Genomic DNA, 22,316 nt, shown 5'->3' on the forward strand with positions numbered 1-22,316 from the left:
GCGAAAGGATAACGTGGATCGGCCCCGAAGGTCGCAAAGTCGTCATGGCGGCATGCCAGGGATCGGGAAAGAGAATGGCGCGAAGCCTTTGCGATCGGACGGTTCCATGGCAGGGGTGTGAAGTGCGGTTCGGGATGGGCAGATGCGGCTGAGAATGGATGCGCGGATGGGGCGCGTGCTGGCGCGCGTGCGGCCCGCCAACGTCTATTCGCTCGCCGAACTGGCGCTGCTCGCGCTGCTCGGCATCCAGGCGGCGCGGCTCGTCTGGGTGGTGGTCACCCCGGTTGCGCCGCTCGGCGACTGGCGTCCGCTGGCGCCGGTGACGGCGGGTGCGCCGATCGATATCCTCACCGGCTTCGATCCCTTCTTCCGGTCGAGCGCGGCGGCGCCCGCCACGGTCACCGCGCTCAATCTCACGCTGTTCGGCACGCGGCTGAACGACGCGACCGGCCGCGGCTCGGCGATCATCGCAGGCGCGGACGGCGTGCAGCAGAGCGTCGCGGTGGGTGAGGAGATCCAGCCGGGCGTCCGGCTGAAGATGGTGGCGTTCGACCACGTCACGATCGATCGCGGCGGCACGAGCGAGGACCTGTTCCTCGACCAGTCCGGCGCGGCGCCGGCCGTCCCGCCGGGCGCCGCGGGCGCGCTTCCGCCACCGGGCGTCGGCGCGCCGCCCGCACCGCCCGCGCAGGGCGTTCCGGTCGCGAAGCTGCGGCAGGAGATCGGCTTCATCCCCCGGATCGACGCGGGGCGGATCAGCGGCCTCGTCGTCCGGTCGTCGGGCAGCGGCGCGCTCTTCCGCCAGGCGGGGCTGCGCGACGGCGACGTCGTCACCTCGATCGGCGGCCGGCCGGTCACCGGGCCGCAGGATATCGATCGGCTCGTCACCGATTTCGCCGGCGGCGGCAGCATCCCCCTCATCGTCGAACGCGGGCGCGACACGCTGCCGCTTTCCATCATGGTCGCACCCTCCAAATGAACCCACGCTATCTGATCCCCGCGTTGCTGCTCGCGCCCGTCATGGCGGTCGCGCCGCTGGCCGCGCAGACGACGCTCAACGTGCGCGACGCGGATATCCGCGCCTTCATCGCCGATGCCGCTAAGGTGACGGGGCGCACCTTCATCATCGACAGCCGGGTGCAGGGCAAGGTGACCGTCGTCACCGACCGGCCGCTCAGCCGCTCCGAATATTTCGAGGTGTTCCTCTCCACGCTGCGCGCCAACGGGCTGGTCGCGGTGCCGACCGCGGGCGGCGCGTTCCGCGTCCAGCCGCTCGACAACGCCGCCACCCAGCCGAGCCGCGTCGGCGCCGCGGGCGCCAACCGCAATGCCTATGTCACCGAGATCGTGCGGCTCCATTCGATCGACGCGACGTCGGCGGTCGATACGGTGCGGCCGCTGGTGAGCGCACAGGGGTCGGTAAGCGCGAATCGCGGCGGCAACAGCCTGGTGATCGTCGATTTCGCCGACAATATCCGTCGCATCCGCGAGGTGCTGCGCCGGATCGACACCGATGGCGCCGCGACCCGTGTGGTCGCGCTGAAGAACGCCAACGCCAAGGAAATCGCGACCGCGCTGCAGGGCTTGGCCGGCAGTGCGACGGGAACGGCCGGCGGCGGCGCGGCAGCGGGATCCAACGGCAGCGGCGTGTCCGTCGTGGCGGTCGAAAGCTCGAACGCGGTGGCGCTGCGCGGCGATCCCGCGGCGGTGGCGCGGCTCGCGCAGGTGGCGGCCGATCTCGACCAGAAGGCGCGCAGCGGCACCGACATCCGCGTGGTGTTCCTCGAAAACGCCGATGCCGAGCAGTTGCTGCCCGTGCTCCAGCGGCTCGTCGGCCAGTCGCCCGACACGGTTGCCGAGACGACGCTGTCGCGCGGCAGCTTCCAGACCTCGGGCAGCAATGGCTCGGGCACCGGCGCGGTGACCCAGGTGGCGCAGCAGCCGGTGACGCTGCCGCAATCCTCGAGCACCGGCGGCGGCACCGCGACCGGCCAGCAGGCGGCGGTCTCGACGCAGGGCGGGCGGACGGCCGCGGTCGTCACGCGCTTCGCCGGCGCCAACGCGATCGTGATTGCAGGGCCTACTGAGGTGCAGCGCCAGCTCGCCGAAGTGATCCGCCAGCTCGATATCCGCCGCGAACAGGTGCAGATCGAGGCGATCGTCGCCGAAGTGTCCGACGCCACCGCCAGCCAGCTCGGCGCGCAGCTTCTGCTCGGCAATCTGAAGGGCGGCGCGTTCGCCGCCACCAGCTATTCGAACGCGGTGCCCAACTTGCTGACCATCGCCGGCGCGGTCGGTGCGCGCGCGCTCAACACCACGACCACGACGATCAACGGCAGCACCGTCACCACCAGCACCAACAGCACGATCAGCGACACGCTCGCCCAGTCCGCGCTCACCTCTATCCTCGGATCGACCGGCGGGTTCATCGGCGGCGCGGGCAAGGTGGGCGATACGATCATCGGCGCGATCATCAACGCGGTGAAGAGCGACACCGCCTCCAACCTGCTCCAGGCGCCCCACCTCGTCACGCTCGACAACCAGCAGGCGCACAGCCTGGTCGGGCAGGAGATCCCGATCACCACGGGGCAGGCGCTGTCGCTCGCGTCGAACAATCTCGACAACGCGTTCCGCACCGTGCAGCGCGAGAATGTCGGCATCCAATTGGACGTGAAGCCACAGATCAGCTCGTCGGGCGCGCTGAAACTCTATCTGCGGCTCGAGGTCAGCTCGATCGCCGGGCCAGTGTCGGCGAGCAATTCGGAGCTGATCCTCAACAAGCGCGGTATCGAGAACACCTTCGTGGTGGACGATGGCCAGATCGTCGTGATCGGCGGCCTATTGAGCGACGAGGAGCGCCGCACGATCGAGAAGACGCCGGTGCTTGGCGATCTGCCGGTGCTCGGCAACCTGTTCCGATCCAAGGCGAAATCGCGAACGAAGACCAATCTGATGATCTTCATCCGCCCGACCATCCTGCGCACCGCCGAGGACAGCCGGCGGATTACCGAACAGCATTATGGCTATCTGCGCGGGCTCCAGGCAGAGGGCCAGCCGGGCGTCGAACCGTCGATCGACGAACTCGTCCGCGACTATATGAACGCCGCACCCCCGATCCCGCATGCGCCGATGCGCGGCAGCATCGAGGATCCGCGGGTCGCCGTCCCCGTGGTCACCAGCGCCGGCGCCCATGCGCGCGCGCGGGCGGAGCGGACGAAGTGATGGGGGCCGACGCAACTCGTTCCCCGGCGCTGCTCGTTCCCCGGCGAAGGCCGGGGGCCAGGTGGGAGACGGCAGAGGCAAGCCGTTGCGCGTCGTCACGGGAGCCTTCCCACCTGAGCCCCGGCCTTCGCCCGGGAACTGGTCTTGCGATCGCATCCTTCCCTGATTCGGCAACAGGCCGGGTGAAAGCAGGCTGATGGCCACGCAGCCCATTCCGATCACTCCCACGATCCCCTATGCCTTTGCCCGCAAGTTCGGCGTGGTGGCGGATGGCGAGGCGGTGGCGATGCGCGAGGGGGCCGATCCCAAGGCGCTGCTCGAGCTGCGCCGCCATCTCGGCCGGCCGTTCGACGTGCGGTTCGTGGCGCCGCCCGCGTTCGACCGGCTGCTCTCCGACGCCTATGCGATGGACGGGCAGGCGACCGCGCTCGCGGCGGTCGGCATGGGCGACGCGCTCGATCTGCTCGCGGGCGATCTGCCCACCGCCGAGGATCTGCTCGACACCGCGGACGACGCGCCCGCGATCCGGCTCATCAACGGCGTGATCGCCGATGCCGCGCGCAACGGCGTGTCGGACATCCATATCGAACCGTACGAGACCGGCCTCGTCGTGCGGATGCGGATCGACGGCGTGCTGCGCGAGACGCTGCGGATGCCGCCGCACGTCGCCCCCGTGGTCGTCAGCCGGATCAAGGTGATGGCGCGGCTCGACATCGCCGAACGCCGCGTGCCGCAGGACGGTCGGATGGGGCTGACATTGGGCGGCAAGCTGCTCGACGTGCGCGTCTCCACGCTGCCGAGCCGCGCCGGGGAGCGCGTCGTGCTGCGCATCCTCGACAAGGACAATGCCGGGATCGATCTCGAGGCGCTGGGGCTGACGCCCACGCTCTATGCGCTGCTCAAGGAAGCGCTGGCCGAGCCGAACGGCATCCTGCTCGTCACCGGCCCGACGGGATCGGGCAAGACCACCAGCCTCTATGCCGCGCTGCGCCTGCTGAACGACGGCAGCCGCAACATTCTGACCGTCGAGGATCCCGTCGAATATGCGGTCGACGGCGTGGGACAGACGCAGGTCAATCCCAAGGTGGGCCTGACCTTCGCCGCCGGGCTGCGCGCGATCCTCCGCCAGGATCCCGACGTGGTGATGGTCGGCGAAATCCGCGATCGCGAGACGGCGGAGATCGCGGTGCAGGCCTCGCTCACCGGGCATCTGGTGCTGTCCACCGTCCACACCAACGACGCGATCGGCGCGATCACCCGGATGCGCGACATGAAGGTGGAAAGCTTTCTGCTGGCCTCCACGCTGCGCGCGGTGATCGCGCAGCGGCTGGTGCGGCGGCTCTGCCCCGCGTGCCGCCAGCCGGTGCCCGCGCGCGAGACCGTCGCGCCGCTGCTTGGCATCGCGCCCGATGCCACCGTCTATGTGGCGCAGGGTTGCGAGCAATGCGGCCAGTCGGGCTTCAAGGGCCGGATGGGCGTGTTCGAGGCGGTGCGGGTGGACGAGACGATCCGCCGCTTCATCAACGACGGCGCCGACGAAAGCGCGATCGCCGCGCACGCCTTTGCCCGGCTGCCGAACATGGCGGCGGCGGCGCGCGATCTGGTGTTGAACGGGCTGACCACCGCCGAGGAAGCCGTGCGGGTGTCGCGGCGCGATGCGGCGGATGTCGACGAAGCGCAGGCCTTGCCCGTGAATGGCTGATTTCGACTATCTCGCCATCGATACGCGCGGGGCGGAGAAGCGTGGGCATGTCGCGGCGGAGACGATCGATGCCGCACGCGGCGTGCTCGACGGCCGCCGCCTCTATGTCGTGCGGATCGAGGCCGGCGCGCCGCCCCAGGCCTCGCGCGGCCGGCCGTTGTTCGGGTTGCAGCTCGGCACGCCCAAGATGTCGGGCAAGCAGCTGACGCTCTTCACCCGCCAGCTCGCGACGCTGAACCGCGTCTCGCCGCTCGAGGAATCGCTGCGCACGATCACCCGCCAGACCGAGCAGGACGCCGTGCGTGCCATCGTCGAACAGGTGCATGCGGGCGTGGTCGAGGGGCGCCGGCTGGCGGATGCGATGGCGCGCGCGCCCAAGAGCTTCCCGGCGCTCTACCGCGCGATGGTGTCCGCGGGCGAGAGTTCGGGTTCGCTCCCGACGATCCTCGATCGGCTGGCGGCGCTGCTCGAACGCCAGGCGGAGATCCGCGGCAAGCTCATCACCGCGCTTGCCTATCCCGCGATCCTCGCGGTGGTGGCGATGGGCGTGGTGGGGGCGCTGATGATGTTCGTCGTACCGCAAGTTGTCGAGCAATTCGATAATGTCGGCCAGCAACTGCCGTTGTTGACCCGGATCGTGATGGGGGCGTCGAGCTTCCTTGTTCATGCCTGGTGGATGATGCTGTTGGGTGTCATCCTCGCCAGCGTCGGGCTGTGGCAGGCGCTGAAAGAGCCCGGCCTGCGGCTCGCCTTCGACACCTGGCTGCTGCGCATCCCCCTGCTCGGGCGGCTGCTGCGCGACCTGCACGCGGCACGGATGGCGCGCACGCTCGGCACCATGGTCGCGAGTCGCCTGCCGCTGCTCGACGGGCTGAACCTCACCGCCAGTACGATCCACAACCGCCGCTTGCGGGTCGCCTCCGACGAGATCGTCGAGGCGATTCGCGGCGGCGGCAGCCTGTCGGCCGCGATGCGGCGGACCGGCGTCTTTCCCCCGCTGCTCACGTATCTCACCGCGAGCGGCGAAACGGCGGGGCGACTGGACGAGATGCTGGAACGCGCCGCCGATTATCTCGAACGCGAGTTCGACCGCTTCACCGCCACCGCGCTTTCGCTGCTCGAGCCGGCGATCATCGTCGTGATGGGCGGTATCGTCGCGACGATCGTGCTATCCATCCTGCTGCCGATCCTGCAGCTCAACACGCTTGCGGGGCAATAGGCGCCAATGAGGTTTCCCATGACGGCCCATCATGATCTTCGCCCCCGCGGGCGCCGCCCGTCCGCTGCGTCGCGCAAGCCCGGGGAGGGCGAGAGCGGCTTCACGCTCGTCGAGCTGATGGTCGTCATCGTCATCATCGGCCTGCTCGCGACCATCGTGGCGCTGAACGTGCTGCCGTCGGGCGACAAGGCGCGCGAGGAAAAGGCGAAGGCCGATATCGCGCAGATCGAGGGGGGGCTCGAACTCTACAAGCTCCAGAACCTCAACTACCCGACCACGACGCAGGGGCTGAACGCGCTGGTCGTGGCGCCCGCCGGCCTTGCCGATCCGTCGCGCTACCAGCGTGGGGGCTATCTCAAGAAGCTGCCCAACGATCCCTGGGGCCGGCCGTATCTCTACGCCTCGCCCGGCACGCATGGCGATGCGGACGTGTGGACCTTCGGCGCCGACGGCAAGGAAGGCGGGCAGGGGATCGATGCCGATATCGGAAGCTGGCAGTAACCCGCCCGAACGGGGCTACGCGTCCCTTAGGCGTTCCACCGACCACGGCTTCACGTGCTCGGTGCGTTCCGCCGAACACGGCTCCGAGTCGCTGGAGCGTTCCGCCGGACACGGCTTCACGCTGGTCGAGCTGATGGTCGTCGTGACCATCATCGCGCTGGCATCGGCCGCGGCGGTGCTCGCGATGCCCGATCCCCGCGGCCGCGTGCTGGACGAGGCGATGCGCTTCGCCGCGCGCGCCCGATCGGCGCACGATGCCGCGATCGTCGGCGATCGCCCGGTCAGCCTCTGGGTGACGACGGGCGGCTATGGTTTCGATCGCCGCGTCGCGGGGCGATGGCTGCCGCTGGCCGAGGCGCCGCTCAGGGTGGCGAGCTGGAACGACGGCACCCGCGCCGTGGTGCCGGACGAGGGCGGGCGGACGCGGGTGACGTTCGACTCTACGGGGCTGGTCGACCGGCCCGCGGATGTCCGCCTGATGCGCGCCGGGGCCGCGGCGGTGGTGCGGATCGGCGCGGACGGCAGCGTGCGCGCCGATGCGGAGTGAACGCGGCTTCACGCTGATCGAGGTCATGGTGGCGCTGGCGGTCTTCAGCCTCGCGGTGCTGGCGCTGGTGCGGCTGGAGAGCGCGACGATTCGCGGCGCGGCCACGCTCGACGGCAGCCTCGTCGGCGACATGGTCGCGCGCAACGTCGCGATCGAGGCGCTGACCGACGCGCGCGCGCCGACGATCGGTGTGGTTCGCGGCGGCGAGGTTAATGGTGGCCGCCAGTGGAACTGGACGCGCACCGTGACGCCGCTCGGCGATGCGCGGATCGTGACGATCGACGTGGTCGTGACCGATCCGCGCGGCCAGGTGCTCGGCCGCGCGTCGCTCGTGCGACCGCCCGATCCGGCGACGGGCGCCTGAGGATGGGCGAGGGCCCTACCCGGAAGCCATGCGCGGCGGATGCGGGCTTCACGCTCATCGAAGTGATGGTCGCGTTGCTGATCTTCGCGATGCTGGCGCTGGCGGGCACCGCGATCCTGTCGTTCAGCATCCGGGCGCAGGCGGCGACTGGCGCGAAGCTCGACGACAATGCCGCGTTCAACCGGACCGTCTCGGCGCTGGCGGCGGACTGCGCCCAGGCGATCGTCCGCCCGACGCGCGACGAGCGCGGGACGGTGCTGCCGGCCTTTGCGGGCGAGGCCGGGTCGACGGTGGCGCCGATGCTGCGGATGGTGCGGGGTGGCTGGTCCAACGTCGATGGTGCCGCGCGGCCGAGCGAGCAGAAGCTGGCCTGGACGCTCGACGGCCACCGCCTCGAGCGCATCGTCTGGCCCCAGCTCGACGGGGCCGCGCCGCTCGTCGCCGCGCCGATGCTCGATCATGTGATGGCGGTGGCGTTGCGCTATCGCTTTCGCGGCGCGTGGAGCGACCGTTGGGACGGCAGCAACGGCATCCCCCTGCCGCAGGCGATCGAAGTGCGGATCGTTCGCGACGACGGCATGCAGTATCGCGCGCTGATGCTGGTCGGCACCGGCTATGTGCCCCGTGCCGGCTGATCGCGAATCCGAGCGCGGCGCGGCGCTGCTGACGGTGCTGCTGATCGTCGCCGTGGTCGCGGTGATGGCGGGTGCCGCGCTCGAGAAGCTCAGGCTCACCACCCGACTGGCGGGCAACGCCGCGGTGACGGGGCAGGCGCGCGGTTGGGCCTATGCCGCCGAGACGATGGCACTATCGCGCGTGTCGTCGCTGCTGGCGCGCAGCCCGGATCGGGTGACGTTGGCGGGCGGCTGGAGCGACCAACCCTATCCGCTGCCGCTGCCCGGTGGTGGACTGGCGACCGCACGCGTGACCGATGGTGGCAATTGCTTCAATCTCAACGGGCTCGTCTCACAGGCGGCGGTGGGCACCTATGTCATGAACGAGACGACGCGGACGGAGTTCGCACGCCTGATGCGGCTGCTGCAGGTTCCGGCGGGCGCCGCCGAGCAGATCGCGGCTTCCACGGCCGACTGGATCGACACCGATCAGCAGCCGCAGCCGAACGGTGCGGAGGACCCCACCTATCTGGCGAGGGCGGTGCCGTATCGGACCGCCGGTACGCTGATGGGCGATCCGAGCGAACTGCGCGCGGTGGCGGGGATGACGCCCGAGATCTACGCCACGCTGCGCCCCTGGGTGTGCACGCTACCGATGCCGCGGCCATCGCGGATCAACCTCAACACGCTGTCGCCGGAGCGCGCGCCGCTGATCGCGATGCTCGCGCCCGATACGCTTTCGGTCGGTGCGGTTCAGGCGCAGCTCGTCAAACGGCCGCCACAGGGCTTCGCCGATTCGGGTGGCTTCTGGCAGGGGCTGGCGCAAAGCGGCGGCGCGGCGAAGCAGGATCAGACCGGCGTGACGACGACATGGTTCGATCTGCGCGTGGACGTGAGCCTGGGAGGCGCCATGCTGGTCGAACATGCGACGATCGACGCGACTCGGCTTCCCGCGCGGCTCGTATCGCGGCAATGGGGGGACGAACCGTGACCACGCTCCTCTTCCTTCCCTCGGGCGATGCCGAATGGCGCTGGATGCGAGTCGCGGATGCGCGCGTGGAAGAGGGCCTCGGCATCCCCGCCGACGATGCCCCCGTGATCGCGATCGCGCCCGCCGAAGCAGTGACGCTGCATTGGGCGGAACTGCCGATGCGATCGACGGCGCAGGGCATCGCGGCGGCGCGAATCCTGGCGGGGGAGGCCAGCGCCTCGCCGCTGGCCGAGCTGCACGTCGCGGTCGGGGACGAGGGCAGCGCGGAGCGGCCGATCGGCGTGGTGGGTGCCGCCACCATGCACTCATGGCTGACGATGCTCGCCAGCGCGGGGATTGATCCGCTGGCGATCGTGCCCGCGCCCATGCTGCTGCCGCGCCCCGAGCAGGGCTATGTGCGCGCCGAGCTTGGCGGAAGCGGCGTGGTCCGCGGGTCGAGCAGCGGGTTCGCCGACGAAGACCGGCTGACCGAACTCGTCACCCACGGCATCGCACCCGAGACGCTCGATCGCACGACGCTCGCGGCGAGCGTGGCGCGCGTGGCGGATGCGCCTGGCCTCGATCTGCGGCAGGGGCCGTTCGCGCGCCGCAAGCGCTTCGCGATCGATTGGGCGCTGGTGCGTCGGCTCGTCTGGCTTTCGGTCGCGGTGCTGAGCGTGACGCTGGCGATCGATCTGGTGAAGATCGCGCGCTACGATTTCGGGGCGGATGCGCTCCAGGCGCGCGCCGATGCGCTGGCAGGGCAGAGCCTGCCGCGTGGCGAGACGGTGACCGACCCGGCGCGCCAACTGGACGAGCGGCTGGCGCGGGTGCGCGGACCGGGGCAGGGCTTCAGTGCGACCACCGCCGCGGTGTTCGCCGCGGTGCGCGGTTTGCCCGGCGTCGATCTCACCGCGCTCGATTTTCAGGCGAATGGCGACGTGCGGATCGGCGTGGCCACCGATCGCGAATCGGCGGCGACCGATCTGAAGCGTGCGCTGGAGGCGGCAGGCTTCACCGTCCGCGCCGGTGTGTTCCAGTCCAACGCCGGCCGTGTGACCGGCGAGATGACGGTGTCGCCCCGATGAGCACGCTATCCACCTGGTTCGCGGGGCGGTCGCCGCGCGAAAAGCGGCTGTTGCTGGTGATGGCAGCGCTCGCTGCGCTCACCTTGTTATGGGCGCTCGTCATCCGCCCCGTCGGCGACGGGCTGTCGAACGCGCGCGAGCGCCACGCCGATGCGGTGGAGCGGCTGGGCGAGACCCAGGCGCGGATCGATGCGCTGCGTCTGGCGACGCTTCACCGGCGCGTGCCGATCACCGGCGGACTGGCCGATACGGTTCGCGCCCGCGCCGAGGCGGCGGGGTTCGTCATCGCCAGCCTCGATCCGGCAGGGCCGGACCGGGTGAAGATCGGCATCGCCTCGGCGCGACCGGGTGCGCTCACCGCCTGGCTCGCGCGCAGCGAAGCGGCCGGCATCCTGGTCGATTCGGCGACGCTGACCGACAATGGCGATCGCACCGTGGGCGCGACGCTCGTGTTGAAGGTGCGCGCGTCATGACCCCGATCCGCCTAAAGACGCGGCCGACGGCATTGCTCGGCGCGGTCTTCGTCGTGACCTTGGTGCTCCTGCTGCCGATGCGGCTGGCGCTCGGCATGCTGGGTGCGGGCGAGCAGGGGCTTTCGGCGCGCACGGTGTCGGGCAGCCTGTGGTCCGGAACGCTGCGCGATGCGCATTTCGCCGGGCTGCCGCTCGGCGATCTCGACGCGCGCGTCTCGCCGCTGGCGCTGCTGGTCGGCCGTGCGCGCGTGGCGCTGGATAGCCGGGGCGCCGCGCGACCGGTGCATGGTGCCGCCAGTGTCAGCCGGCACGGCTTCGGCGTCGAGTCGATGAGCGCGAGCCTGCCGACGGGAACGCTGTTCGCGCCGCTGCCGGTCGCCGGGCTCGATCTCGACGCGCTGACAGTGCGGTTTCGCGACGGTCAGTGCATCGCAGCCGAGGGCCGGGTGCGGGCGGCCTTGTCGGGCAGCGTGGGCGGGATCGTGCTGCCCGCCAGCGTCGCTGGCGACGCGCGCTGCGACGGCGGCGCCTTGCTTCTCCCGCTGGCGAGCCAGGCGGGGACCGAATCGGTGGCGTTGCGGATCACGGGTGCGGGCACCTACCGCGCCGCGCTGTCGATGCGCCCGGCCGATGCCACCGCGGCGCAACGGCTCGAGGCCGCCGGGTTCACCCCGGCAGGGGGCGCATATCGGCTTTCGATCGAAGGACGTTTCTGATGTGCTTGACGCGGGCCAAGCGCAGCCGCTAGGGGCAGCGCCTTCGCGGCGATCGTAGTTCAATTGGTTAGAGCGTCGGCTTGTGATGCCGGATGTTGCGGGTTCAAGTCCCGTCGGTCGCCCCATTTTTTCCCGACGACCTCCCTTTACGGAAGATGGCGCATGACCAGCGGCTGGGGCTTCCCCGATTTCGACGACCATGAGGGCGTCCATCTCTTCACCGATCCCGCATCCGGCCTGAAGGCCGTGATCGCGGTCCATTCGACGGCGCTCGGGCCAGCGGCGGGCGGTGCGCGCTTCTGGCATTATGCCGACAGTTCGGCAGCGATCACCGATGCGCTGCGCCTGTCGCGCGGCATGAGCTTCAAGAACGCGATGGCCGGGCTGCCCCTCGGTGGCGGCAAGGGCGTCGTGCTGGCCGATGCGCCGGGTGCGACGATCAGCACGCAGCAGCTCGAAGCCTTTGGCCGTGCCGTCGAATCGCTCGCCGGGCGCTATGTGACGGCCGAGGATGTCGGCATGTCCGAAGCGCGGATGAAGGTGATCGCCAGCCAGACGCGCTATGTCTCCGGCCTGCCGGTGGAGAGTGGCGCGGCGGGCGGCGATCCGGGGCCCTATACCGCGCTCGGCATCTATCTCGGCGTGAAAGCGGCGGCGAAGCGTGGCCTCGGCGCGGACGACATGCGCGGCGTGCGAGTCGCGATCCAGGGTGTCGGGTCGGTCGGTGGCGGGCTGGCACGGCTGTTGGCGAAGGACGGCGCGGTGCTGACCCTCGCCGATGTCGATCAGACCCGTGCCGAGGCACTGGCGGCCGAGCTGGGCGCGAGCACCGCATCGGCGGAGACGATCCTCGCCACCGATGCGGATATCGTCAGCCCGAATGCGCTGGGTGCGATCCTCGACGCCGGAACCATCGCCGGCCTGAAGGCGAAGGTCGTGGCGGGCGGCGCGAACAACCAGCTCGCCGAAGCGGCGGATGGCCGCCGCATCCACGAGCGCGGCATCGTCTATGCCCCCGATTACGTCATCAACGCCGGCGGTATCATCAATGTCGGCCTGGAATATCTGGGCCAGGGCGACGAAGCCGAGGTGAAGGCGCGGATCGCCCGCATCCCCGATCGGCTGACCGAAGTGTGGGACGAAAGCGACCGGACCGGCGCGCCGGCGTCGGAGGTGGCCGATATGCTGGCCAAGCGCCTGATCGGGCGCTGAGAAAAGGCGGGTCGCGGGCCGACGCCGATCCGCCACGTCCGAGGTGACAGCCTCCGATCGTTCCCATATGGCGGACGGATCGTGCCCAGCCTTCACGCCTTCGCCAACCCCGCCCGGTTCCTGACGATCGCACGGCCGCTGACGCCCGTGCTCTTCTGGGCCGGCGTCGCGCTGATCGCGCTGGGCTGCTGGGCGGGACTGACGCAGACGCCGCCCGATTATCTTCAGGGCGAAACCGTCCGTATCCTCTATATCCATGTGCCCGCCGCCTGGCTCGGCATGGGCGGATGGAGCGGCATCGCGCTCTCCTCGATCGCCTATCTCGTCTGGCGGCATCCGCTGGCGAGCGTCGCCGCGCGGGCCATCGCCGTGCCGGGGGCGACCTTCGCGGCGATCTGCCTGGTCTCGGGCTCGATCTGGGGGCGGCCCACTTGGGGGACGTGGTGGCAATGGGACGGGCGGTTGACGTCGATGTTGCTGCTGTTCTTCGTGTATCTCGGCTATCTGGCGCTCGCGCGGGCGGATGCGGAGCGGGGCGGCGACGGGCGTATCCCGGCGGTGTTCGGCATCGCCGGTTCGGTGCTGCTGCCGATCATCCGCTATTCGGTGGTGTGGTGGAACAGCCTCCACCAGGGCCCCAGCATCGGGTTGACCGGCTCCACGATCGATCGATCGATCCTCTGGCCTTTGCCGATCATGCTGGCGGGCTTCACGTTCGTCTTCGCCGCGATCGTCCTGATGCGGATGCGGACGCTGCTGGCGCTGGCCAAGGCCGAGGCACGGATGCGGCGGATGGCGCGCGCATGAACCCCTGGCCTTTCGTGGCAGCCGCTTACGGCGTGACGCTGGCGGGTGCCGCGGTGCTGGCGATCGTGAGCATGGTCGCCATGCGCCGCGCCGAACGCGCCGCCTCCGACCGGCGCGATCGATGAAGGCACAGCATCAGCGTTTGACGCTGTCGCTGCTGGCGCTGGGTGCGGTCGCGGCGGCGGGGCTGCTCGCGCTGTCCGCGCTGAAGGATCAGGCGTCGTTCTTCTACGCGCCGTCCGATGTGCGACGCGACGGCCTGCCGCTCGGCCGTGCGGTGCGTCTGGGCGGCATGGTCGAGCGTGGATCCGTGCGCCGCGCACCGGACGGCGTGACTGTCCATTTCGTCGTGACCGATGGGCGGGCGACGACCCCGGTCACCTTCGCGGGCATCGTGCCCGATCTCTTCCGCGAAAAATCCGGTGTGGTCGCGGAGGGTCAGTTCCAGCCCGGCGGTGCGTTCATCGCGACCAATCTGCTCGCCAAGCATGACGAGAAATACATGCCGCCCCAGCTTGCGGGCAAGATGCACGAGACGAAGACGCTGGAGCCATGATGGCGGAAGCGGGACTTGCCGCCTTGTGGTTTGCCGGTGCGCTGGCGGCGCTGCAACTGGCGATGGCGGCGATCGGGCTGCGGCGCGGGCGCGACGACGTCATGGCCGCCACCCGCGCGGTGGCGGTGGTGCAGGGCGTGCTTGCCACGCTGGCGATGGCCCTGCTGATCGGCGTCTTTCTGGCGTCCGACATGTCGGTGAAGCTGGTCGTCGAGAACAGCCATTCGGCCAAGCCCTGGATCTACAAATTCGCCGGCTCCTGGGGCAATCATGAGGGATCGATGCTGCTCTGGGTGACGATCCTGGGGCTGGCGGGCGGAGCGGTCGCGGTGCTGGAGCGACGCTTGCCCGAGCGCACGCTGATCGCCACGCTGGGCGCGCAGGCGGCGATCGCGCTCGGCTTCTACGCCTTCCTGCTCTTCGCCTCGAACCCGTTTGCGCGGCTGGCGCCGGCGCCGGCGGATGGCCTGGGGCTGAACCCGTTGCTGCAGGATCCCGGCTTGGCGTTCCACCCGCCGACGCTCTACATCGGCTATGTCGGGCTGTCGGTGGCCTTTTCCTTCGCGGTCGGTGCGCTCGTCACGCGCGATGTGGGGCCGGTGTTCGCCCGCGCGATGCGGCGCTGGGTGCTGGGGGCATGGATCTTCCTGACGCTCGGGATCACGGCCGGGTCCTATTGGGCCTATTACGACCTCGGCTGGGGTGGCTGGTGGTTCTGGGATCCCGTCGAGAACGCTTCGCTGATGCCGTGGCTGGCCGCGACCGCGCTGCTGCACTCGGTCAGCGTGCTCGCCACCCGTGACGGGCTGCGCGCGTGGACGATCATGCTCGCGGTGGTGGCGTTCTCGATGTCGATGATCGGCACGTTTCTGGTGCGGTCGGGCATCCTGACGAGCGTCCATGCCTTCGCCGTCGACCCCACGCGGGGTGCGTTCATTCTCGCGCTGCTCGGCCTCTATATCGGGGGCGCGCTGGCGCTGTTCGCCGCGCGCATCGGCACGGTGCGGATCGGCAACACGTTCGAACTCGTGAGCCGCGAAGCGGGGCTGGTGCTCAACAATCTGCTGCTCAGCGTGATCCTCGGGCTCGTGCTGATCTTCACGCTTTATCCTCTGGTGGCGGCGGGCTTCGGCGTTCAGCTATCGATCGGGGCACCCGTGTTCGATCGCTTCATCGGCCCGATCGCGCTGCTGCTCGTGATCGCGATGGCGGCCGGGCCGTTGCTGCGGTGGCGCCGTGACGACGCATCCGAATTGATCGAGCGCCTGTTCTGGCCGATTGCGGTGGCGGGCTGCGCGGGCGCGGCGCTCGTGCTGTTCGCGCCGATGGGCATCCTGCCGCTGGCGGGCCTGTCGCTGGCGGCGGGGTTGGCGGTGGCGAGCGTGGCGCCGCTCTGGAAACGCAATCCGCGCCGGACGCCGCTTTTCACCTATGGCATGGTCGTCGCTCATCTGGGGATCGCGGTCAGCCTGGCAGGGATGGCGTGCGACAGCGCGTTCACCGAGGAGACGCTGGTGGCGGTTCATGTCGGAGAGCCGGCCCGCGTCGGTCCCTATCTCGTCACGCTCGATGGCATCGGCCCGGTGATCGGCGAGAACTGGTCCGGGCTCGAGGCCAAGCTGACCGCGACGCGTGGTGACGACGTGATCGTCCTGCGTCCGCAGCAGCGTTATTTTTCCGATCCCCCAACCACGACCAGCCATTCCGCCATCGCCACGCTGTGGGATGGGCAACTCTATACCGTTCTGGGGGCGGCGGACGGCACCGGGCGCTGGCAGCTCCGCTTGTGGTGGAAGCCGTTCGTCACACTCATCTGGCTGGGCGGTGCGCTGATCGCGCTGGGGGGCGCGCTTTCGCTTTTCGGGCGGCTGCGGCGCGAACGGCGATCGGCCACGCGGCAGGCCTGGGCATGAAGCGGCTCGCGCTATGGGCGCCGCTCGGCGTGTTCGCCCTGCTGCTGCTGGTGGTGGCGAGCGGGCTGATCCGCCCCGGCGACCGCACGATCCATTCGGCGTTGGTCGGCCAGCGGCTGCCCGTCTTCGCGCTCGCACCCGTCGCGGCGGGTAAGCCGGGGCTGGCGACCACCGATTTCGGGCATGGGCGCCCCCGGCTGCTCAATGTGTTCGCGAGCTGGTGCGTGCCGTGCGTCGCCGAGATCCCGCAATTGATGCGGCTGAAGGCGATGGGCGTGGAGATCGATGGACTGGCGATCCACGACACGGGCCCGGCGATCGCGGCGTTTCTGCGCACCAACGGCGACCCCTATTCACGGATTGGCAACGACGTCGATGCGCATGTGCAACTGGCGCTTGGATCCTCGGGCGTCCCCGAAAGCTTCGTGATCGACGGCGACGGGCGGATCGCGATGCAGAAGGTGGGCGACATCCGGCCCGAGGACGTGGCCGAGATCGTGGCGGCGGTGGAGAAGGCGCGGTGATCCGCGTGGGCGCTACTTTTTGGGCGATGGTCACGGCCATGGGGCTGCTGTGCTTCGCTGCGCCCGTTGCGGCGGAACCGGCCAGCACCACGGCCTATGCGAACACCCAGCTTGCCGATCCGGCGCAAGAGGCAAGCGCCAAGGCGCTGATGACGACGTTGCGCTGCGTCGTGTGCCAGGGCCAGTCGATCGCGGATAGCGATGCGGCGATGGCGGGCGACATGCGGGCGCTCGTCCGGCGGAATATCGCCGCGGGCGCGTCGCCCGAGTCGATCCGTGGTTGGATGGTCGCGCGTTACGGCGCCTATGTGAGCTATGATCCACCCTTGTCCGGATTGACCTGGCCGCTCTGGGCGGCCCCGTTCGTGCTGCTGGGCCTCGGCGGTTGGATCGCCCGCGCCAGTTTCCGGCGCCGCCGCTGATGGGGTGGCTGTGGCTCGCATTGATCGGTGGGGTGGCGATGGGGGGGCTCATCGCGCTCCGCGTACCCCGCACGCTGTGGTCGTTCGCCGGCGCGGCATTGATGCTCGCGGCCGCAGGCTATGCGCTTCAGGGCAGTCCCAATCTACCGGCGCATCCCGCCATCACCGACGCGCGCGTCGCGCGCGACGATCCGGGGATCATCGATCTGCGCGACCGGATGTTCGGCCGGTTCACGAATGACGGGGCCTATCTGATCGCCGCGGATGCGATGCTCGGGATCGGCGATCGGAAGGCGGCGCTTCAGGCCATCCTCGGCGGAATTCGCGCCGTACCCAAAAGTGCGATGCTCTGGACGGCACTCGGCGGGTCGCTGGCGATGCGGGACGGCGGCGTGGTGTCGCCGCCGTCACGGTTCGCGTTCGATCAGGCGATGCGGCTGGCGCCGCGTCATCCCGGGCCGCCCTTCTTCGCCGGGCTGGCCTATATCCGCAGCGGGGACTTCACGACGGCCCGCGCCTGCTGGAAGCGGGCGCTGCGACTGGCGCCTGCCGGCGCCTCGTATCGCCGCGATATAGCGATGCGGCTGTCTCTGCTCGAAAATTATCTCGCGAGAATGCCGAGCCAGCCGCCCCGCTGATTATTGGCCGCGGCCGGTCTTCGCCTGCAATTCGTCGATCCGCTTCGACGCATCCGCCTTGGTCAGCGTATCGTCGAACGCTTCGCCGGCCTCTTCGCTCAGCGTCTTCAGATAGCTGGCTTGGGCGCCGGTCATCGCTTCGCCGCCGGTGGTCCAGTCGTCCGGATCCTTTTCCGCGTTGCCGGTCGGATGGTCCTTGGGGTTGGGCTGTTCGGTCATGTCAATTCCTTCCGATGACCCAACCCCCATGTTCCTTATCCGTTCCACGCTTCGTAAGGCAGGTCGAGATCGTCGGCCACGGCCTTGTAGGCGATCTTGCCCTTGTACACGTTGAGGCCAGCAGCGAGATGCGGATCGGCTTTCATCGCCGCTTCGGCGCCGAGCGTCGCGAGCTTCAGCGCGAAGGGCAGCGTCGCGTTGTTGAGCGCGAAGGCCGATGTACGCGCGACCGCGCCGGGCATGTTGGCGACGCAATAATGGATCACGCCGTCCACCTCGAACACGGGATCCTCGTGCGTGGTCGCATGGCTCGTCTCAAAACACCCGCCCTGATCGATCGCGATGTCGACCAGCACCGATCCGCGCTTCATCGTCTTCAGCATCTCGCGCGTGACGAGCTTGGGCGCGGCGGCACCGGGCACCAGCACGGCGCCGATCACCAGGTGCGCGTTCTTCACCGCCGCGGCGATCGCCGCCTTGGAGGCATAGGCAGTCTTGATCTGGCTCGAGAAGAACATGTCCAGTTCGGCCAACCGATCGTTGGAGATGTCGTAGATCGTCACGTCCGCTCGCATGCCCACCGCCATCTGCGCGGCGTTCACACCCGAAACGCCGCCGCCGAGGATCGCGACCTTGGCGGGCGCGACGCCTGGCACGCCGCCCAGCAGCACGCCGCGGCCGCCCTGTTCCTTTTCGAGATAATGCGCGCCGACCTGGACCGACATGCGACCTGCGACTTCGGACATCGGCTTCAGCAGCGGCAGCCCGCCGCGCGGCCCGGTGACCGTCTCATAGGCGATGCAGGTCGCGCCCGACTTCATCAGGCCCTCCGCCTGCGGCTTGTCGGCGGCGAGGTGCAGATAGGTGAACAGCAGGTGACGCGGCTCGAGCATCGCGATCTCGCGCGCCTGCGGCTCCTTCACCTTCACGATCATGTCGGCGCCCGCGAACACGCTGGCCGCATCGGGCAGGATGGTCGCGCCTGCCGCGACATAGTCGGCATCGTCGAAATCGATGCCCGCGCCCGCGCCCGTTTCCACCACGACGGCGTGACCCGCCGCGACGAGTTCGGCGACCGACGGCGGGGTGAGACCGACCCGGTATTCGTGGTTCTTGATCTCCTTGGGAACTCCGACTCGCATCATATTCTCTCCATCGATCCTGTGGGTGGGCCTATAGCGGGGCGGTTCGCCCCTGTCCCGTTGCAGTGGGACGGATGGGCATCTATATCAGGCGCTTACAGCCGGGGGGCGATTTCGCGAACCATGACCATGATCCCAGCCTTCCCGAGCACCGCGTCGCTCCGGTGAGCACGCCCCTAATCGCCGCCACCCCCGCGGCCCGCCCATCGGGCGAACCACAGGCCGTGCCCGGCCATCATCGCCCCGAGGCCCTCGGCAAGCTCGCATTGGGCGCGGTCGGCGTGGTGTTCGGCGACATCGGCACCAGCCCGCTCTACGCCTTTCGCGAGACGTTCGCGGGACACCACCGGCTGACGCTCGACTCGTTTCACATCATGGGCGTCATCAGCCTGATCTTCTGGTCGATGATGATCGTGGTGACGCTGAAATATGTCGCGATCATCATGCGCGCCGACAACCGTGGCGAGGGGGGCAGCCTAGCGCTCCTCGCGCTGATATCGGGTCGCACCAAGACGAAACGCTGGACGCGCGGCATCGTGCTGCTGGGGGTGTTCGCGACCGCCCTGTTCTACGGCGACAGCATGATTACGCCGGCCGTGACCGTGCTCGGTGCGGTCGAGGGGCTCGCGATCGCCGAGCCTTCGCTCGGCGGGCTGGTGCTGCCGGCGTCCGTCGCGATCCTGATCTTCTTGTTCACCATCCAGCGCAACGGCACGGCGCGGATCGGCCTGATCTTCGGCCCGGTAATGCTGCTTTATTTCGCGACGATCGCGGTGCTGGGCGTGTTGAGCATCGCTAAGACGCCTTATGTTATCGCGGCATTGTCGCCTCATTATGCGATCGAGTTCTTCGCGCTCGATCCGCTGCGCGCCTTCCTCGCGCTCGGTTCGGTGGTGCTGGCAGTCACGGGGGCGGAGGCGCTCTACGCCGATATGGGCCATTTCGGCCGACGACCGATCGGGCTTTCCTGGCTCGTGTTCGTGCTGCCGGCGCTGATCCTCAACTATATGGGCCAAGGCGCGCTGCTGATCCGTGAAGGCGCCGCGGTGCTGCACAGCCCGTTTTACGAACTGGCGCCCGACCGCCTGCAGTTGCCGCTCGTGATCCTCGCGACCGCGGCGGCGGTGATCGCAAGCCAGGCGGTGATTTCGGGCGCCTTCTCGGTCACGCAACAGGCGATCCAGCTCGGGTTCATGCCGCGGTTGCGGATCGAGCATACGAGCGCGCAGACCGAGGGGCAGATCTATGTGCCGCTTGTCAACTGGGCGTTGATGGTGATGGTGATCCTGCTCGTCCTCTTCTTCCGCACCTCGTCCAATCTCACCAGCGCTTACGGGATTGCGGTGACGGGGGCGATGTTCATCGATTCGTGCCTGTTGTCGGTCGTGCTGTTCCGGCTGTGGAACTGGCCGACCTATGCGGCGCTCCCGTTGCTCGGCCTCTTCTTCCTGGTCGACGGCGCGTATTTCACGGCGAACCTCACCAAGGTGCCGTCGGGGGGCTGGTTCCCGCTGCTCGTGGGCTTCCTGATCTTCACCTTGCTCACGACCTGGTCGAAGGGGCGCAAGCTGATGATCGACCGGATGCACGAGGCGGCGATGCCGATGAAGGTGTTCATCGATTCGGCGGCGTCGTCGGCCGCGCGGGTGCCCGGCACGGCGGTGTTCATGACATCGGCCCGGGACGGCGTGCCGCACGCGCTGCTGCACAATCTGAAGCACAACAAGGTGCTCCACGAGCGCATCGTGCTGCTGACCGTGTCCATCGCGGGCCAGCCCTATTGGGCCGAGGGTGACCGTGTGCGGATCGAGCCGCTCGGCCACGGTTTCCACCGGATGGTGATGCATTATGGCTTCATGGAGGAACCCGATGTCCCGGCGGGTCTGAAGCAAGTCAATCAGTGCGGCGCGGCGTTCAAGATGATGGACACCAGCTTCTTCCTGTCGCGGCAGACGCTACTGGCTTCGGACAAGCCGGGCATGATGCTGTGGCGCGAGAAGCTGTTCGCGTGGATGCTGCGCAATGCGGAAACGGCGATGGAATTCTTCCGTCTGCCGACCAACCGCGTGGTGGAGCTGGGCAGCCAGATCGAGATTTGACCGACGCGACCGCTCCTGCTCCGATCATCGTGACCGCGCTGTTCGGGCGATCCGATCAGGGCTGGCTCGACGGCGCGCGCCGCGAGCATTTCCCGCCCGAGCGCAACCAGCTCGATGCGCATCTGACGCTGTTCCACCATCTGCCGCCGTCGATCGAATCGGAGCTGAAGCATCGTCTGGTGCAGGAAACCCGCGGAATCCGGCCGCCGCCCGCGCGCGTGTCGGCGCTGATGCCGCTAGGCCGCGGCGTGGCCTATCGGATCGATTCGCCCGAGCTCGCCGCGATCCGCGTCCGGCTGGTCGACGCGTTCGCCGGGCTGCTGACGCCGCAGGATGCGGGCGGCTGGCGCCCGCATGTGACGATCCAGAACAAGGTGACGCCCGCTGCCGCGAAGGTGCTGCTCGCCGCGCTCAACCGCGATTTCCGCGCGCGCGACGTGGAGATCGTGGGGCTCGGCACCTGGTGGTATCGCGGTGGTCCCTGGGAAGCGCTGTCGCGTCACATGTTCGCTTGACCGAGCGAAACGCGGTTCCTATAGCCCGCGCCTCGCAGTCGCGAGCCCATTGGGGCGAAGTAGCTCAGTTGGTTAGAGCACGGGAATCATAATCCTGGGGTCGGGGGTTCAAGTCCCTCCTTCGCTACCAAATCTTCGGAAAACACGCCGTGCGGATCGTTCGCGACCAGGATAGCGTCGCCGCGTGCAAGCGCGAGCAAGGTCAGGCCGTGTGCGCGCGCTTGATCGATGGCGAGGCTCGTGGGGGCGGACACCCCGACGAGCATGCCGACGCCGGCGACCAGCGCCTTGTCGATCATCTCGAAGCTCAGGCGCGAGGTGACCAGTAGGAAGGCGGGCAGGGGGCGTGACTCCATCGCCAGTGCGCCCACGAGCTTGTCCAGCGCATTGTGGCGGCCCACATCTTCATAGGCCGCGACGATCCTGCCATCGGTGTCGCATGCGGCGGCGGCATGCGTGGCGCCCGTGGCGGCGTTCAGCGGCTGATGATCGCGAAGCGCGGCAAGCGCGGCGAAGATCGCGGCGACCGGGGTGTCGGGCCGGGGAGGCACTTTCGTCACCGGGCGGCGAAGCTGTTCCAGGCCGGCGATGCCGCACAGGCCACACGAGGTATCGCTGGTGCGGTGGCGCACCCGATCGTGGATGCGGCCCCGGCAGCGCGCGGATAGTGCGACGCGGACGATCCAGCCGGCCTCCGCTTCGAATGGTTCGACCGCGATCACGTCGGCTGCGGTGTCCGCCAGCCGTTCGGTCAGCATGAAGCCGATCGCGAACGGCGCGAGATCGGCGGGCGTCATCATCATCACCGCATAGCCCAGCCCATCCACCTCGATCGCGACCGGCGCTTCGATCG

The 22,316-nt window shown here is 69.1% G+C and carries 25 protein-coding genes and 2 tRNA genes; 24 read left to right on the forward strand and 3 right to left on the reverse strand.

Annotation, left to right across the window (positions count from 1 at the left end):
* Positions 1 to 142: 142 nt before the first annotated feature.
* From L8H00_RS08430 to L8H00_RS08525, 21 genes are all read left to right on the forward strand, one after another.
* Positions 143 to 979, forward strand: coding sequence for a type II secretion system protein N (locus L8H00_RS08430; RefSeq protein WP_242096858.1), 837 nt, complete (start codon positions 143 to 145; stop codon positions 977 to 979).
* 41 nt (positions 980 to 1,020) lie between these two features.
* On the forward strand, positions 1,021 to 3,222 hold the full coding sequence (gene gspD, locus L8H00_RS08435; RefSeq protein ID WP_242097055.1) for a type II secretion system secretin GspD: 2,202 nt from the start codon (positions 1,021 to 1,023) through the stop codon (positions 3,220 to 3,222).
* A 196-nt stretch (positions 3,223 to 3,418) separates the two neighbouring features.
* Positions 3,419 to 4,924 (forward strand): ATPase, T2SS/T4P/T4SS family, encoded by a 1,506-nt coding sequence (locus L8H00_RS08440; protein ID WP_242096859.1) that lies wholly within the window; start codon positions 3,419 to 3,421, stop codon positions 4,922 to 4,924.
* Positions 4,917 to 6,143: a type II secretion system inner membrane protein GspF gene (gspF, locus tag L8H00_RS08445; protein WP_242096860.1), complete on the forward strand. Its 1,227-nt coding sequence runs from the start codon at positions 4,917 to 4,919 to the stop codon at positions 6,141 to 6,143. The genes L8H00_RS08440 and gspF overlap by 8 nt, the downstream gene beginning before the upstream one ends.
* 18 nt (positions 6,144 to 6,161) lie before the next feature.
* Positions 6,162 to 6,644, forward strand: coding sequence for a type II secretion system major pseudopilin GspG (gene gspG, locus L8H00_RS08450; protein WP_277924332.1), 483 nt, complete (start codon positions 6,162 to 6,164; stop codon positions 6,642 to 6,644).
* Positions 6,645 to 6,705: 61 nt separating this feature from the next.
* Positions 6,706 to 7,191 (forward strand): GspH/FimT family pseudopilin, encoded by a 486-nt coding sequence (locus L8H00_RS08455; protein ID WP_347340719.1) that lies wholly within the window; start codon positions 6,706 to 6,708, stop codon positions 7,189 to 7,191.
* Positions 7,181 to 7,555 carry a type II secretion system minor pseudopilin GspI gene (gene gspI, locus L8H00_RS08460; protein WP_242096861.1) on the forward strand — a complete coding sequence of 125 codons (375 nt, stop codon included), beginning with the start codon at positions 7,181 to 7,183 and terminating at the stop codon, positions 7,553 to 7,555. Before L8H00_RS08455 ends, gspI begins: the two co-directional genes overlap by 11 nt.
* Before the next feature lie 2 nt (positions 7,556 to 7,557).
* On the forward strand, positions 7,558 to 8,190 hold the full coding sequence (gene gspJ, locus L8H00_RS08465) for a type II secretion system minor pseudopilin GspJ (protein ID WP_242096862.1): 633 nt from the start codon (positions 7,558 to 7,560) through the stop codon (positions 8,188 to 8,190).
* The gene (gspK, locus tag L8H00_RS08470) at positions 8,171 to 9,160 is read left to right on the forward strand and encodes a type II secretion system minor pseudopilin GspK (RefSeq protein WP_242096863.1); all 990 of its coding nucleotides are present in this window, start codon (positions 8,171 to 8,173) and stop codon (positions 9,158 to 9,160) included. Before gspJ ends, gspK begins: the two co-directional genes overlap by 20 nt.
* Complete coding sequence (gene gspL / locus L8H00_RS08475; protein WP_242096864.1) at positions 9,157 to 10,227, forward strand: type II secretion system protein GspL; 1,071 nt, start codon at positions 9,157 to 9,159, stop codon at positions 10,225 to 10,227. The genes gspK and gspL overlap by 4 nt, the downstream gene beginning before the upstream one ends.
* The gene (gene gspM, locus L8H00_RS08480; protein ID WP_242096865.1) at positions 10,224 to 10,700 is read left to right on the forward strand and encodes a type II secretion system protein GspM; all 477 of its coding nucleotides are present in this window, start codon (positions 10,224 to 10,226) and stop codon (positions 10,698 to 10,700) included. The genes gspL and gspM overlap by 4 nt, the downstream gene beginning before the upstream one ends.
* A complete protein-coding gene (locus L8H00_RS08485) occupies positions 10,697 to 11,416 on the forward strand; it encodes a type II secretion system protein N (RefSeq protein ID WP_242096866.1) in 720 nt (239 codons plus the stop codon). The genes gspM and L8H00_RS08485 overlap by 4 nt, the downstream gene beginning before the upstream one ends.
* Positions 11,417 to 11,464: 48 nt before the next feature.
* Positions 11,465 to 11,541: transfer RNA gene (locus L8H00_RS08490), tRNA-His, on the forward strand.
* A 37-nt stretch (positions 11,542 to 11,578) separates the two neighbouring features.
* Positions 11,579 to 12,628 (forward strand): Glu/Leu/Phe/Val dehydrogenase dimerization domain-containing protein, encoded by a 1,050-nt coding sequence (locus L8H00_RS08495; protein ID WP_242096867.1) that lies wholly within the window; start codon positions 11,579 to 11,581, stop codon positions 12,626 to 12,628.
* Between the two features lie 81 nt (positions 12,629 to 12,709).
* A complete protein-coding gene (ccmC, locus tag L8H00_RS08500) occupies positions 12,710 to 13,435 on the forward strand; it encodes a heme ABC transporter permease CcmC (protein ID WP_242096868.1) in 726 nt (241 codons plus the stop codon).
* Positions 13,432 to 13,560 carry a hypothetical protein gene (locus L8H00_RS18825; protein WP_267381054.1) on the forward strand — a complete coding sequence of 43 codons (129 nt, stop codon included), beginning with the start codon at positions 13,432 to 13,434 and terminating at the stop codon, positions 13,558 to 13,560. The genes ccmC and L8H00_RS18825 overlap by 4 nt, the downstream gene beginning before the upstream one ends.
* Positions 13,557 to 13,991, forward strand: a complete 435-nt coding sequence (ccmE, locus tag L8H00_RS08505) for a cytochrome c maturation protein CcmE (protein WP_242096869.1) — start codon at positions 13,557 to 13,559, stop codon at positions 13,989 to 13,991. The genes L8H00_RS18825 and ccmE overlap by 4 nt, the downstream gene beginning before the upstream one ends.
* Positions 13,988 to 15,904, forward strand: a complete 1,917-nt coding sequence (locus L8H00_RS08510) for a heme lyase CcmF/NrfE family subunit (protein ID WP_242096870.1) — start codon at positions 13,988 to 13,990, stop codon at positions 15,902 to 15,904. The genes ccmE and L8H00_RS08510 overlap by 4 nt, the downstream gene beginning before the upstream one ends.
* Positions 15,901 to 16,428 carry a redoxin family protein gene (locus L8H00_RS08515; protein WP_242096871.1) on the forward strand — a complete coding sequence of 176 codons (528 nt, stop codon included), beginning with the start codon at positions 15,901 to 15,903 and terminating at the stop codon, positions 16,426 to 16,428. Before L8H00_RS08510 ends, L8H00_RS08515 begins: the two co-directional genes overlap by 4 nt.
* 38 nt (positions 16,429 to 16,466) lie before the next feature.
* Entirely contained in the window at positions 16,467 to 16,850 is a 384-nt protein-coding gene (locus L8H00_RS08520; protein WP_242097058.1) for a cytochrome c-type biogenesis protein, read from the forward strand.
* Positions 16,850 to 17,488, forward strand: a complete 639-nt coding sequence (locus L8H00_RS08525) for a hypothetical protein (RefSeq protein WP_242096872.1) — start codon at positions 16,850 to 16,852, stop codon at positions 17,486 to 17,488. The genes L8H00_RS08520 and L8H00_RS08525 overlap by 1 nt, the downstream gene beginning before the upstream one ends.
* On the opposite strand, the gene L8H00_RS08530 is transcribed toward L8H00_RS08525, so the two are convergent.
* Both L8H00_RS08530 and ald read right to left on the reverse strand, forming a co-directional pair.
* Positions 17,489 to 17,707, reverse strand: a complete 219-nt coding sequence (locus tag L8H00_RS08530; RefSeq protein WP_242096873.1) for a DUF3072 domain-containing protein — start codon at positions 17,705 to 17,707, stop codon at positions 17,489 to 17,491.
* Positions 17,708 to 17,742: 35 nt separating this feature from the next.
* Positions 17,743 to 18,849: an alanine dehydrogenase gene (gene ald / locus L8H00_RS08535; RefSeq protein WP_242097059.1), complete on the reverse strand. Its 1,107-nt coding sequence runs from the start codon at positions 18,847 to 18,849 to the stop codon at positions 17,743 to 17,745.
* 224 nt (positions 18,850 to 19,073) lie between these two features.
* Between ald and L8H00_RS08540 the strand changes: the two genes are divergently transcribed.
* From L8H00_RS08540 to L8H00_RS08550, 3 genes are all read left to right on the forward strand, one after another.
* Positions 19,074 to 20,948 (forward strand): potassium transporter Kup, encoded by a 1,875-nt coding sequence (locus L8H00_RS08540; RefSeq protein ID WP_242097060.1) that lies wholly within the window; start codon positions 19,074 to 19,076, stop codon positions 20,946 to 20,948.
* Positions 20,945 to 21,463, forward strand: coding sequence for a 2'-5' RNA ligase family protein (locus L8H00_RS08545; protein WP_242096874.1), 519 nt, complete (start codon positions 20,945 to 20,947; stop codon positions 21,461 to 21,463). The genes L8H00_RS08540 and L8H00_RS08545 overlap by 4 nt, the downstream gene beginning before the upstream one ends.
* Before the next feature lie 53 nt (positions 21,464 to 21,516).
* Positions 21,517 to 21,593 (forward strand) — tRNA-Met (locus L8H00_RS08550).
* Here the strand turns inward: L8H00_RS08550 and fdhD are convergent.
* Positions 21,550 to 22,266 (reverse strand): formate dehydrogenase accessory sulfurtransferase FdhD, encoded by a 717-nt coding sequence (fdhD, locus tag L8H00_RS08555; RefSeq protein WP_347340720.1) that lies wholly within the window; start codon positions 22,264 to 22,266, stop codon positions 21,550 to 21,552. The two genes, L8H00_RS08550 and fdhD, sit on opposite strands and share 44 nt — an antisense overlap.
* Positions 22,267 to 22,316: the final 50 nt, after the last annotated feature.

The sequence above is a fragment of the Sphingomonas sp. CROZ-RG-20F-R02-07 genome (assembly GCF_022662335.1).
GTDB lineage: Bacteria > Pseudomonadota > Alphaproteobacteria > Sphingomonadales > Sphingomonadaceae > Sphingomonas.